This is a genomic window from Dyella sp. RRB7 (genome assembly GCF_022761115.1).
GTDB lineage: Bacteria > Pseudomonadota > Gammaproteobacteria > Xanthomonadales > Rhodanobacteraceae > Dyella.
Genome location: NZ_JAKWJS010000007.1, coordinates 67,501 through 79,957 on the forward strand (window position 1 = coordinate 67,501; position 12,457 = coordinate 79,957).

Sequence of the window (12,457 nt, forward strand, 5' to 3'; positions counted from 1 at the left end):
GACCTCGATGGACGCAAGCGAACCGCGCATGCTGGGGCGCCGATGTTGCAGTCTGGTGTCGGCTCTGCTTCCTCTCTCCCTGGGGCCTGATGGGCGTCAAATCTCAGCTAGGCTTTTTTTGTTCGTCATTCCCGCTTTCGCGGGAATGACGATGGGCTTAGGGAATGCGTGGCCGAGATTCGACGCCTAGGGGGGGAGAAAGCCAAGCTCAAACGTCGTAGCGCACGCCGCCGACCCAGGTCTCATGCGTCACCAGGGCGTCGTCCAGCACGGCGAAATCCGCGCGCTGCCCTGCCACCAGGCGCCCCTGCGTGCGATCCAGGCCCAGCCAGGCGGCGGGATACGCGCTGGCCATGCGCGAGGCTTCGGCCAGCGGCAGGCCGACCAGGTTGACCAGGTTGCGCACGCCGGTGGCCATGTCCAGCGCGGAGCCGGCCAGCACGCCGGCGTCGCTCTGGCAGATGCCGTCGCGCGCGACGATGGTCTGGCCGTTGAGCACGTATTCGGGGCTGGCGGCGCCCACCGGCGGCATCGCGTCGGTCACCAGCACGCTCTTGCCGCGCGCCTTGGCGGCGATGGCCACGCGCAGCGCCACCGGGTGCACGTGGTGGCCATCGACGATCAGGCCGCACCAGCTGTGTGGATCGTCCAGCGCCGCACCGACCACGCCCGGCTCGCGACTGCCCAGCGGGGTCATCGCGTTGTACAGATGGGTGAAGCCGCACACGCCCGCATCGAGCGCCGCGCGCGTGGCGGCGTAGTTGGCGGCAGTGTGGCCGGCCACCACCAGCACGCCGGCCTCGCTGAGCTGGCGGATGGTGTCCAGCGGCACTTCCTCGACGGCCAGCGTCAGCATCACCACGCCACGGCGGTGGCGCGTGATGGCGGCGATGTCGTCGGCATCGGGCAGGCGGAACAGGCTGGCATCGTGGATGCCCTTGCGCGCGGTGGCCAGGAAGGGACCTTCCAGATGGATGCCGAGCACGCCCGGCACGCCTTGCTCGATGGCGGCATCCACGGCGTCGAGCGCCTTGCGCATCACCCCGGCGGTGTCGGTGATCAGCGTGGGCAGGAAGCCGGTAGTGCCGAACTTGCGGTGCGCGGCGCTGATGGTGGCGAGCGCCTCCACGGTGGGCTCGGCGTTGAACAGCACGCCGCCGCCGCCGTTGACCTGCACATCGATGAAGCCGGGCAGCAGCAGGCGCCCCTTGAGGTCGTGCGCTTGTGCGTGAGCCACGCGCGGATCGTCCGCGTGCGTGATGGCTTCGATGCGTTCGCCGCGCACCAGCACCACCAGCCCGTCCTGCGGGCCGTGGTCGGTGAGCACGCGGCCGTTGGTCAGCGCGATAAGTGCTTGCGGGGTGGTCATTACATCGTCTCCGTCACCTTGCGCAGATGCGGCGGTACATCGGGGTCGAAGCCGCGCGCCAGCGACAGCGCGCTGGCCGCGCGATAGAAGCTCTGCACGGCGAGCAGCGGTGCCACGATCGGCGCGATGTTGGCGGGCAGTGGCAGCGTGCCCGGCTCGTTGCTGTCCGGCGCGGCGATGAACACGCGGGCGCCGCGGGCGCGGAACTCGCGCGCCACCGCCAGCGTGCTGTCGAGCGTGCCGTCGTCCTGGGCGAAGAACAGCACCGGGAAACCATCGCCTACCAGCGCCATCGGGCCGTGCTTCACTTCGGCCGCGCTGAACGCTTCGGCGTGCAAGCCGCAGGTTTCCTTGAGCTTGAGTGCCGCTTCCAGCGCCGCGCCGAAGCCGTAGCCACGCCCCACGACGAACAGGTTGGTGGCGCCGCGCAGGCCATCGGTGAGCGCGCGCCAGTCCGAGTCCCAGCCGCGTCGCAGGTCGTCGGGCAGGCGGGCCACGGCGGCATGCAGCGTTTCATCGTTGCTCCAGTGCGCGGTGAGCTGCAGGATCGCCGCCAGCGTGGCGAGGTAGCTCTTGGTGGCGGCGACGCTCAGCTCGGGGCCGGCGCGCAGCGGCACGAAGGTGTCGGCCAGCCTGGCCAGCGGCGAATCCTCGACGTTGACCAGCGCGACCACATGGGCGCCGGCATCCTTGGCGGCCTGCGCGCTGCGCAGCAGGTCGGGGCTCTTGCCCGATTGCGAAATGGCCACGAACAGCGCGCCATCGAGGTGCAGGTCGGCGTCGTAGATGGACGAGATCGACGGCGACGCCGACGCGGTGATCAGCCCCAGCCGCGTCTCGAACACGTACTTGGCGTAGGCGGCTGCATGGTCGGAACTGCCGCGCGCACAGGTGACGATGAAGCGCGGAGGATTCGCGCGCAGGAACTCGCCGAGCGACTTCAGGATCGGCGCGTTCTCGCGCAGCTGGCGCTCGACCACGGCGGCCGACTCGTGGGCTTCGCGGTACATCAGGGTGGAGCTGGCTTCTTTCATCGTCACTCTCGGTGGCATGCGTGGGCGCACCGCAGGGCCAAGGTGCGCGACCTCAGCTTTTGCGGGGCGCCGGGGTTGGTGGCGGCGCGGTGGAGCCGCGCACGACCAGTTCGGGAACAAAACATTCGCTGTGCGGCATCTCCACGGCGACGCCGGCCTTGCGTTGCAGTTCGGCCATCAGCTGCAGGGCGGCGTGGCGGGCGATGTCGCTGGTGGACTGGCGCGCCGTGGTCAGCGCCGGCCAGGCCTGCTTGGAGAACGGACTGTCCTCGAAACCGGCGATGGACAGGTTCCACGGCACGTCCAGTCCGCTGGAACGGGCGGCGGCCAGCACGCCGGCGGCGATCTCGTCGTTGCTGCCGAAGATCGCGGTCGGCGGGTCCTTCAGCGCCAGCAGCTTGCGTGCGCCGCGGAAACCATCGTCGAACGCGTAGCGGCCGGGCAGCACCAGTTTCTTGTCCAGCGGCAGGCCGTAATCCTTCAGCGCGTCGGCATAGCCCTGGTAGCGCTCCGGGCTGGAACGGTGATGCGGTTCGCCCCACAGGAAGCCGATGCGCTGGTGGCCCAGCTGGATCAGGTGCTCGGTGATGGCATACGCCGCGCTGCGGTCGTCGATGTAGACGCAGGGCGCGCCGTCGTGAGGATCCTCGCGCGAGGAAATGATGCGCACGAAGCTGATGTCATTGGCGCTCAGCTTGGCGATCAAGTCGTCCTGCTCGGACATCGGCGGCGCCAGCACCAGGCCGGCGAGGCGATTGCGCTCGACCAGCGCGCACAGTTCGTCGGCCAGGTCGGGCGAGGAGGAGTCGCAGGGGTGGATCAGCAGGCCGAAGCCGCGCTCGCGGCAGGCCGACAGTACGCCGTCCTGCATGCTGATGACGTAGTGCGCGTTGGGATTGTCGTAGACCAGGCCGATCGCATAGGCATGCGTGCTGCGCAGGCCACGCGCGGACGGGTTGGGCTGGTAGCCCAGCGCTTCGATGGCGCGCTCGACCTTTTCGCGCGTATCGGATCGGACCGAGGCTTCCCGGTTGATGACGCGCGAGACGGTCTTGAGCGAAACGCCCGAACGTTTGGCGACATCCTTGATGGTGGGGTTGCGCAACGGGAGACTCCGGCAGGACGGGATGGGCATCGTAGCCCAGTGGAACGCGACAGGCGGCGCGAAACCTCGCGCCGCCCGGTCAGGACGCGCGCTGGCCCACGCGGTGGCCCTTCACGCCGTAGTACAGGATGTACAGGTAGCAGGGCACCATCAGCGCCATGAATACCAGCTGGAAGTTGAAATGCTGTTTCAGGTGCACGAACAGCTGGGGTACCAGGGCGCCGCCCACGATGGCCATGATCAGCAGCGCCGAGCCGCGTTCGGTCAGGCGGCCCAGGCCGTGGATGGCCAGCGGGAAGATCGCCGGCCACATCATGGCGTTGGCAAAGCCCAGGGCAGCGACAAAGCCGACCGAGACATGGCCCTGGGTGAAGTACGCGCCCAGTGTGAACAACACGCCCAGCACCGCCGATACCGCCAGGTAGCTCTGCTGCGAGATAAAGCGGGGAATCAGCACCAGGCCGGCGAGATAGCCCGCGAGCATGGCTATCAAGGTGTAGGAGGTGAAGTGCTTGGTCTCCTCCAGCGGCAGGCCGAAACCCTGGCCATAGGTGCCGATGGCATCCCCGGCCATCACTTCCACGCCCACGTAAAGAAACAGGCACAGCACGCCCAGCCACAGGTGCGGAAAGCTGAAGATGCCGCCCTTGGCATGACCGATGCCGGACTCGCTATTGGCGCCCGACGGCCTGATCTCCGGCAGCGGCGAGCGAACCACCCAGATCGCCAGCAGCACCAGCAGGCCGGCCATGATCATGTACGGCAGATGGATCTTGGCGGCAAACGCATTGAGCAGCGCCTCGCGCGCCTCCGCCGATGGCGCGGCCTTGACCTGCTGGTCGAAGGTGTCGATGCCCGAAAGCACCAGCGCGCCGAACACGAACGGTGCCAGCGCGCCGGCCACCTTGTTGCAGATGCCCATGAAAGCGATGCGCTGCGCGGCGCTGTCGATGGGGCCGAGAATGCTGATGTACGGATTGGACGCCGTCTGCAGCAAGGCCAGCCCCGCGCCGATCACGAACAGGCCGACCAGCGCGGGATAGAAGATGCGCATGCTGACGAACTGGCCGAACAGCACGGCGCCGATAGCCATCACGAACAGGCCCAGGCCCATGCCTTTCTTCATGCCCGTGCGGCGGAGCACGCTCGACGACGGGATCGCCAGGAAGAAGTACGAGAAGTAGAACACCAATGGCACCAGGAACGCGGAAACATCATCCACGTTGAAGGCCAGTTTCACGAACGTGATCAGCGGCCCGTTGAGCCATGTCACGAAGCCAAAGATGAAGAACAGGACACCGATGATCAGCATCGGCACCACGCTGGAAGCGCGTGTCTCGCCGGCGGCAAGCGTTGTGGACGACATGGATGTTGGAGCTCCCCGCGGCTGGCCGCTGACTGATGGGCCGATGCAGCCCGATTCCCCGAATGACCTTTTATCGACGCTAACTAGCAACGTTGTCAAATTTTGCCATAGTGAGGCCATCGAACGGCAACGGAACGACGTGCGGAAAACCCATGAAAAAGGGACCGTTGGTGTAGCGAGGAGTGCCTCCGGAAGCGCTTGGCAAGGGCCGTAATGAAAGTAAAAAATCATCCGTGGCAATATGTTGCGTCGCACAAGGGGTGCGGCCTGGATACCGTCACCTGTGTTTCTGGTGATGCGCCAAACACATGTTCCGGATAAAGAACCGCTTGAATGACAACGTTATCATTGACTGCTGGAATCCGGCCAAAACGGGGTCGCGATTACCCATAAGAGGATGGACGGAGCGGCGCGGCGGCGCCTAGATTGGACCATGCCTGATCCGCATGCGCCGCCAGTGGATACCGGTGTCGATTTGCCGGCATGGACCTATCGGTTTCACCGTCTCCCAGGGACTGACTTTATGATGAAACGAACAGCCGCAGCCTTGCTCTCGATGATCTGTGTCGTTTCCGTGGCGGCGTCGGACTCGCCGATCACGCATGCCGATGTCGACCATTGGGCGAAGGCGTGGAACAGCCACGACATCGATCAGGTGATGTCGCTGTTCGCGCCCGACATCCAGATCGACCAGCCGGAGAACCCCAAGCCGCTCGATTACAACGGCACGCGGGCATTCTTCAGCATGATCTTTCGCGCTTATCCGGATTTCCATATCGAAGTGAAACAGGCCGTGGTCGAAGGGCTCGCCGCCGTTTCGGTCGAGCGGGTCACGGGCACCTGGTCAGGCCCGTTCATCGACCCTGCGACGGGCAAGATCACTCCGGGCAACGGGCGCGCCTTTGACCATCCCGGCGTCATGCTGATCCAGTACGCGCCTGACCACCGGATCACACACGTTTCCATTTATTGGGACCAGCTCACCGTGGATCGCCAGCTCGGCATCACGCCGAAGGCCTGATCGGGCAATCTCGCTGTCTAAGTTCAACCCGCTGCGTGGGCCTTGCACTGCGCCAGGTAGTCCTGCGCGGACTCGTCCGGCGTACGGCCATTGCCGTAGATCGCATGGATCAGCGTACGCATGGGGCCATTGGAGTCGATGTCGAAACCCGAGGCACGCAGCTTGGTGATGTATTGCTCTTCGCTGATGCCGCTGTCGCGGCTGCTGGCGATGGACTTCACCATCCCGGCCGACCGCTCGCATTGTTGAGCCGGTGAAGGCGGCGCGGTTGGCGCACTGGTGGACGCGGCCTGCCCAAGGGCCGAGCCAGCGGATGCAAGCAGCAGGCAGGCGACCAGCACACGACGATTCATGACAGTTCCAGGGGCAACGCCGGGCAAAGCCGGCTAGGGCGAGAGAGTGGTCCGCGGGTGGCTGTTCGTCAACACGATCAGCGACGCGGGGTGGGGAATGAAGGGACTGGCCGGATAAGATGGCCGGGCCATCACTCAGTCCATTTCCGATGCCACAAGTTCCCAATCTCTGGCGAGAATGTGCTGCCATCCTGCTTCGACGCCCTCGCCCGAGCGCGCTCATTGCGGCGTCCTATCCTGCCGGCGAGCGTTACTTCACGGCCAGCGGTCCCGTATCGGGCATCCTGGTGCCTATCGTGCTTGTCAGCCTGTTGGGTGACATTCCATTGTCGTTTGCCGTGGTGGCCATAAGCCATGCGGCTCATCCGACCCTGGTTCACGCGGTGGTTCTGGCATTGGGCCTGCTGACCCTGGGCTGGGCCGTCGCCGCCCGCAGCGTGGCCCGTTCCATCCCGCATGTGCTGGCCGACGATGCGCTGTGGATGGGAGGTGGCGCCCGTCATGCCGGCGTGATTCCCAGGGAGGCGATCCGTTGCATCGTGCCGATCCAGGGATCCCGGCATGCATGGATGCGTGCGCATGGACTGGATCGAAAGGATGTCCTGCTGGCCAGCGGATTTGAACCGCCCAATCTGGCCATTGAGCTCGACGATGTGGCGGTCGGGCGATGTGGGATGCGCCGCATCCTTCGTCGGTGGGTCTTGCTCTATGCGGACCGGCCCGCCGCGCTGGCAAGCACGGCGATTCCGGGTAGGTGCACCTGAGCGTCGGAGCGGTCGGTTATCCCGTCACCCATCACACTCGCGCGCCCCTGCTTGCTTTCCCTAGTGTCCTTCCGATAGCCGCGAAACGGTGGTGAGGTTTTCCCCGGCGGCTTCCATCGCGCTCGAATGGCCGCAGTTGTCGACAAAATCCGCGGGAAGCGTCTCGTCACCTTCGCGCTCCACCATGGGCATGTGGGTGATGAAGAGCAGGTAGCTCTTGCCGGTATCCATGGGGAATCGAGCCGACGAGTTTTCCGACAACAAGTGGATGATATGGGGCGGATTTCCCTTGAATGCTTTCATCACCTCCACGTCGTAGACCGTCCAGTCGTAGTCGTCGGTATCCGCCACGCTGAAAACATTCCGTTCGCGCACGGCCCGCCCGATGACGACGAACTGGGCCTGCTGGTATTCCTCGGCAACGGAGGGATGCCGGGTGACGGCTGGTGCACCGACACCAGGCTGCCAACACGTGGCGCCTGCTGTGGAAGCAGCCAGCGCGAGTGCGAGAAAGACAGGCGCAACATGGATCACGGTAGTCATCGTCCTCCCAAGGATCAGATGATTCGCCCTGGCGTCTACATGCCAAGTCCATTCCAGGCATTGAAGTGGACACCCCATGGTCGAGCATAGCCAACGAGTCGAAGCATTTCCCGTAGCCCGTGGATGAGCGTGTGGTCATTTGCGATGGCTGGCGCGGCTTGCGCCGGCCAGTGATCGGCATCGTGCGTGACCAGGCCGTTGCGGAAAATGCAGTCGGTATCCAGGCGGTCCGGCGGACGTGGTCGCGCGCTTGGGGTTGCGCCCGCTGATCGGCCGGTTGCGCTCAGGGCCACGCCGCTTCGCGGTTTAGCAACGTTGTCAATTTCTATCGATGAAGGGGTGATCCAAGGCCAAAACTGGCCGAAAAACCACCCATGCCTAGCCTGTCCGTGACCACCAATGGCCTTCGGCCGGCCGCCGCTCGTGGCGCACCGCGGCACCTTAAAAGGCGTTTCCAGGCGGGCGACGTTAAGCATGTAAATACATGTATATCAATCACATATGGGTGTTCTGCCCAAGCCCTTCCGGATGCCGTTGTTGCTCCGCCGCATCCCGCTTGGGCGCTGCGCTGGCGCGGGATATTGACAACGTTGTCAGTCATTACCAGACTCCGGCCAAATTCAGTCAAACGTCACATGACCGTAACGTAAAAGCGACGAGGGGATGGCTGTGGGGGAAGGGATGAGCCACGGCATGCGTGAGTCCTCGCCGCAAGAAACCCTGTTTCTTGCGGCGGATGTCGGGGGCACGCATGCGCGTATCGGCCTGGTAAGCCAGCAGCCGGATGGTGCGCGGCCGGTAACGGTATTGCAGTACCACCGTTATGCCTGCGCCGACTGGCCCAGCCTCACGGCTGTACTGAAGGATTTCGTCGATCAACTCGGGCGCTCGGTGCAGGTCGATCGTTGTGCCGTGGCCAGTGCCGGTTACGTACTGGGCGATGCCATCGTCAATGACAACCTGCCCTGGCCGGTGTCCATCCGCGACATTCGCGACAGCCTGGGTATCGCGCAACTGGCCGTGGTGAACGACTTCGAGGCGGTGGCTTATGCCACGCAGTTCCTCGGCCAGGCCGACACCACGCCAGTGATCGAGACCGGCGCACCACCCGCGGAAGGCCCGGTGCTGGTGATGGGGCCGGGGACCGGGCTGGGCTCGGCAGTGCTGCTGCCGGGCCATCCGCATGCCACCGTGCTGGCCACCGAGGCCGGACAGATCGCGTTGGCGCCGGGCAACGATCGCGAGATCGAGATCCTTCGCCACCTGTCGCGCGACCGCGCCTATGTGTCGTTCGAGCACGCCTTATCGGGGCCTGGCCTGCTCAACCTGTATCGCGCGATCTGCGCGCTCAATGCGCAGTCGGCCGTGCTGGAACTGCCCAGCCAGGTCACGCAGGCCGCGTTGTCACGCAGCGACGCGGCGGCGGTAGAGGCGCTGGATGTGTTTTGCGGCCTGCTCGGCAGCTTCGTGGGTGACCTGGTGTTGCTCTATGGCGCGCGCGGGGGCGTGTTCCTGGCGGGAGGCATCCTGCCGCAGATCCGCGACACGCTGCTGGCCAGCAGTTTCCGCCAGCGCTTTTTCAACAAGGGCGTCATGCGCGCCTTTCTGAATCAGGTACCCGTCCGGTTGATGGAGCACGGCCAGCTTGGCGTGATCGGCGCGGCCGGCCTGTACCTGGACAAGCAGTACGCAAGACCGGGGGAGAACGTCGTAACACCGTCGCATTGAACCGGGCGCAAGCCCACCAGCCACGCCGCAGCCCGTCGACCCACATCCATTGGCTGCAGAAACGCCTTCGAGGGGAGGAAACCATGTCACATCGCAAGACTCTGCTAGCAGCAAGCATCATCGCGGGCTTGTGTCTTTCCGGCGCCGTGTACGCCGCAGACAATGCCCAAGCCCCGCAGTCGGGTCCGGCCACCAACGGGCAGGACAATGCCCAGGATACGACAGGCCAGAACTCAGCTACTGCCGACAAGACCAAGGCGAAACAACTGGGGACGGTCACCGTCGTCGGCATCCGTGACTCGCAGGCCGCGTCACTGAATCTCAAAAAGGCCGCCGACTCGCATATTGAAGTGATCACCTCCGAGGATGTGGGCAAGCTGCCAGCCAAGAACGTCGCCGACACGCTGGCCCAGCTGCCTGGTGTGAACATATCCGATGCCGCCGGCTCTGAGGGGGGCTTCGACGAAGCCGATCGCGTCAGCCTTCGCGGCAGCGCGCCCTCCCTAACCCTGACTACGGTGAACGGCCACTCAATCAGTTCGGGCGACTGGTTCGTGCTCAACGATAACAGCGGCCGCAGTGTCAGCTATAGCATGTTGCCTGCCGAAGTGGTGAGTCAGGTGGAGGTGTACAAGTCCTCCGAAGCCCGTTTGCAGGAGGGTGGCGCCGCAGGTACGGTCAACATCGTCACGCGCAAGCCGCTGGAGTTCGACAAGCCGCTCTCTGCCGAAGCTTCGGTTGGTGGCGTGTATGCCGACCTTCCTGGAACCACCAAGCCGCAGTTCAATGGCCTAGTCAACTGGAAAAACAGCGACAACACCTTTGGCGTGATGCTGCAGGGCTTCTATGAAGAGCGTGCCCTGCAGCGCGATGGCCAGGAAATGCTGGGCTATTCGTATATCCCGGCGACTTCGGCGCTGGCCACGGCCTATCCGAACCTGGCCGGCAAGTACTTTCCGAACCTGCCGGGCGCCGCACTGTTTGAGCAGACACGCAAGCGCAAGGGCGGCAACGTCGACCTGGAGTGGAAGCCGCTCGATAACCTGTCGTTTAACCTCAATGGCTTCTATTCGAAGTTGAATGCGACCGACGTCAACTACAACTACATGTTGTACAACTACAGCCACCTGCCGGCTGCGACGTCGCTTTCCTCCTACACGGTGCAGAACAACGTGCTCACCAGCGCGGCGATCCCCGGTGTGGCCGGCTCCACTCCGGGCGTCTATGACCAGATCTCACGTCCGGGCGAGTCCGAGTCGAGCTATTACGTCACCCTCGATGCGGACTGGAAGGTCAATCCGGACCTGAGCTTCAAGTTCCAGGGTGGTACCACGCGCGGCACCGGCAACACGCCCGAGCAGGACGTGATGGAGCTCAACACCGGTAGCGGCCAGGCCGCCAGTTACGGCCTCAACGGCACCGGCTCGCCTGCCAACTGGATGCTCGGCGGCGTGAACAACGCAAACACTGCGGCCAACAATTTCAGCTGGATTTTCGGCGACCAGGATATCCACGTGGTCGACAAGGAACAGTGGTTCCAGGCCGATGGCGAATTCGACTTCGACAATGCAGGCCCGCTGTCTTCGCTGATGTTTGGCGCCCGTTACTCCAACCATACTCGCGAAAGCTTGACCGCGATCGGCCAGTCGCCCGGATGCAGCGACGGGACCAACCTCAATTGGGGCGCCACACCGTATTACTGCACGGCGCCGGCTACCTCGGCGTATGATCCGGCGGTATATGGCACTCCGGCCGGCGGCAGTTACCCCAGCAGCTTCGCCAGTGACCTTGGTGTAGGCCAGGTGCCGAGCAATATTTGGACTTGGACGCCGGGCCAGCTGGCCTACCTGAACTCGCTCTATGCCTATCGCGATCCTGTCGTGCGCAATGACTGGAACCAGCTGTATGCGGTGAACGAACACAACACGGCTGCCTATCTGCAGGTGAATTTCTCGTCCGATCGCTGGAGCGGCAATGCTGGCTTCCGCTACGTCACCACGCGTGAAAACATCTCCTACACTAGTCCCTCGGCGCTGGAATCCGATTACAGCGGCCCGATCGAAGGTTCGGCGTGGGGGCCGTACTACTGGAACACCTACCACAAGATCTACGGCAAGTTGCTGCCGAGCTTCAACCTGAAGTTCAATCTCGATGATGCCGGCGACCTGCTTGCCCGCTTCGCGGCCTCGCAGACCCTGACCCGCCAGGACTACAGCCAGCTGGCCGGCCCGGTGAACCTCGCCGACCCGCATGATGTGGGTACGCTTGGTGGCGGCAGCGGCAGCAATCCCGAGCTGAAGCCGCTTATCTCCACCAACTTCGACGCAGCGTTGGAGTGGTACTTCGCCCCGCGTGGCCTGTTGTCGGCCAGCGTGTTTGGCATGGACCTGCATAACTACTACGACTACGGTACGGTCTCGCGGACGTACCTCAACAACTACCTGACGTATAACCCGACGACCAACCCAACCTCGGCGCCGATCTACAGCAACTACCTGGTTAGCATCCCGGTCAACGTAAACGGCACCATCAAGGGTGTGGAGCTGAACTACATCCAGCCGATTGGCGAGAACTTTGGCATCCAGGCGAACTACACCTATACCAATGGCCATGAGGAAGGTGGTTCGCTGCTGTACAACTCGGATGGCACGCCAGCAAACAACTTGGCCGCAGGTAGTCGTCCACTGATCGGCAACTCCAAGAACACGGCAAACTTCTCGGCCTTCTTCGAGGACGCCCACTGGAATGCGCGCATCAACTACACCTATCGCTCGGCGTTCTACGACGGCATGGAAGTGGTAGCCACGGGCAACGTGCCACTGGAGCCGTACTTCCAGGCGGGCCAGGGTTACCTTTCGTTCTCGGCAGGCTACAAGCTCAACGATCACGTGAGTTTTGCCTTCGATGCGATGAACCTCAACAATCCGAAGCTGCGCTACTACGACTATGGCTACCAGGCCGGTCTGGGCTTCGGCAAGGTACCTGAAGCGTTTTACGTGAACGGTCGCCAGTACTACCTGACGGCAACCTTCAAGCTCTAAGCCTTCTTCCTCCCCAAGGACCTGGCACGCTTGCCAGGTCCGCTTTTTCCCGGGACATTGGGGAATACAGGCAAGCGCTGAGATGTCATCCGCTGCGATGTCGGGTCCGCCGGCATCGCAGTTTTCATATCAG

At 63.9% G+C, this 12,457-nt stretch carries 10 protein-coding genes; 4 read left to right on the top strand and 6 right to left on the bottom strand.

Annotated elements, in window-relative coordinates; all coding sequences use genetic code 11:
• Positions 1–208: 208 nt before the first annotated feature.
• The 4 genes from nagA to MJ606_RS15425 all read right to left on the bottom strand — a co-directional run bounded on the left by nagA (position 209) and on the right by MJ606_RS15425 (position 4,874).
• On the bottom strand, positions 209–1,369 hold the full coding sequence (gene nagA, locus MJ606_RS15410; RefSeq protein WP_243050432.1) for an N-acetylglucosamine-6-phosphate deacetylase: 1,161 nt from the start codon (positions 1,367–1,369) through the stop codon (positions 209–211).
• Positions 1,369–2,409 carry an SIS domain-containing protein gene (locus tag MJ606_RS15415; protein ID WP_243050583.1) on the bottom strand — a complete coding sequence of 347 codons (1,041 nt, stop codon included), beginning with the start codon at positions 2,407–2,409 and terminating at the stop codon, positions 1,369–1,371. The genes nagA and MJ606_RS15415 overlap by 1 nt, the downstream gene beginning before the upstream one ends.
• Positions 2,410–2,455: 46 nt before the next feature.
• Positions 2,456–3,508 carry a LacI family DNA-binding transcriptional regulator gene (locus MJ606_RS15420; protein ID WP_243050433.1) on the bottom strand — a complete coding sequence of 351 codons (1,053 nt, stop codon included), beginning with the start codon at positions 3,506–3,508 and terminating at the stop codon, positions 2,456–2,458.
• 79 nt (positions 3,509–3,587) lie between these two features.
• Entirely contained in the window at positions 3,588–4,874 is a 1,287-nt protein-coding gene (locus MJ606_RS15425; RefSeq protein ID WP_243050434.1) for a sugar MFS transporter, read from the bottom strand.
• A gap of 433 nt (positions 4,875–5,307) precedes the next feature.
• Here MJ606_RS15425 and MJ606_RS15430 point away from each other — a divergent pair, with 433 nt between their 5' ends.
• Complete coding sequence (locus MJ606_RS15430; RefSeq protein WP_243050435.1) at positions 5,308–5,895, top strand: ester cyclase; 588 nt, start codon at positions 5,308–5,310, stop codon at positions 5,893–5,895.
• A 23-nt stretch (positions 5,896–5,918) separates the two neighbouring features.
• On the opposite strand, the gene MJ606_RS15435 is transcribed toward MJ606_RS15430, so the two are convergent.
• Positions 5,919–6,248 (bottom strand): hypothetical protein, encoded by a 330-nt coding sequence (locus MJ606_RS15435; RefSeq protein ID WP_243050436.1) that lies wholly within the window; start codon positions 6,246–6,248, stop codon positions 5,919–5,921.
• Between the two features lie 119 nt (positions 6,249–6,367).
• On the opposite strand from MJ606_RS15435, the gene MJ606_RS15440 reads away from it, so the two are divergent.
• A complete protein-coding gene (locus MJ606_RS15440; RefSeq protein WP_243050437.1) occupies positions 6,368–7,012 on the top strand; it encodes a hypothetical protein in 645 nt (214 codons plus the stop codon).
• A gap of 60 nt (positions 7,013–7,072) precedes the next feature.
• Here MJ606_RS15440 and MJ606_RS15445 read toward each other — a convergent pair whose 3' ends face one another.
• The gene (locus MJ606_RS15445) at positions 7,073–7,555 is read right to left on the bottom strand and encodes a hypothetical protein (protein ID WP_243050438.1); all 483 of its coding nucleotides are present in this window, start codon (positions 7,553–7,555) and stop codon (positions 7,073–7,075) included.
• 693 nt (positions 7,556–8,248) lie between these two features.
• Here MJ606_RS15445 and glk point away from each other — a divergent pair.
• Together glk and MJ606_RS15455 are read left to right on the top strand one after the other, a co-directional pair.
• Positions 8,249–9,283 carry a glucokinase gene (glk, locus tag MJ606_RS15450; protein ID WP_243050439.1) on the top strand — a complete coding sequence of 345 codons (1,035 nt, stop codon included), beginning with the start codon at positions 8,249–8,251 and terminating at the stop codon, positions 9,281–9,283.
• An 83-nt stretch (positions 9,284–9,366) separates the two neighbouring features.
• The gene (locus tag MJ606_RS15455) at positions 9,367–12,324 is read left to right on the top strand and encodes a TonB-dependent receptor (protein ID WP_243050440.1); all 2,958 of its coding nucleotides are present in this window, start codon (positions 9,367–9,369) and stop codon (positions 12,322–12,324) included.
• The last annotated feature ends 133 nt before the right edge of the window (positions 12,325–12,457 follow it).

Bases quoted from the DNA above. Each gene is read 5' to 3' on its own strand.
- nagA (WP_243050432.1), bottom strand. From the start codon at position 1,369: ATGACCACCCCGCAAGCACTTATCGCGCTGACCAACGGCCGCGTGCTC.
- MJ606_RS15425 (WP_243050434.1), bottom strand. From the start codon at position 4,874: ATGTCGTCCACAACGCTTGCCGCCGGCGAGACACGCGCTTCCAGCGTG.
- MJ606_RS15430 (WP_243050435.1), top strand. From the start codon at position 5,308: ATGCCTGATCCGCATGCGCCGCCAGTGGATACCGGTGTCGATTTGCCG.
- MJ606_RS15435 (WP_243050436.1), bottom strand. From the start codon at position 6,248: ATGAATCGTCGTGTGCTGGTCGCCTGCCTGCTGCTTGCATCCGCTGGC.
- MJ606_RS15440 (WP_243050437.1), top strand. From the start codon at position 6,368: ATGGCCGGGCCATCACTCAGTCCATTTCCGATGCCACAAGTTCCCAAT.
- MJ606_RS15445 (WP_243050438.1), bottom strand. From the start codon at position 7,555: ATGACTACCGTGATCCATGTTGCGCCTGTCTTTCTCGCACTCGCGCTG.
- glk (WP_243050439.1), top strand. From the start codon at position 8,249: ATGCGTGAGTCCTCGCCGCAAGAAACCCTGTTTCTTGCGGCGGATGTC.
- MJ606_RS15455 (WP_243050440.1), top strand. From the start codon at position 9,367: ATGTCACATCGCAAGACTCTGCTAGCAGCAAGCATCATCGCGGGCTTG.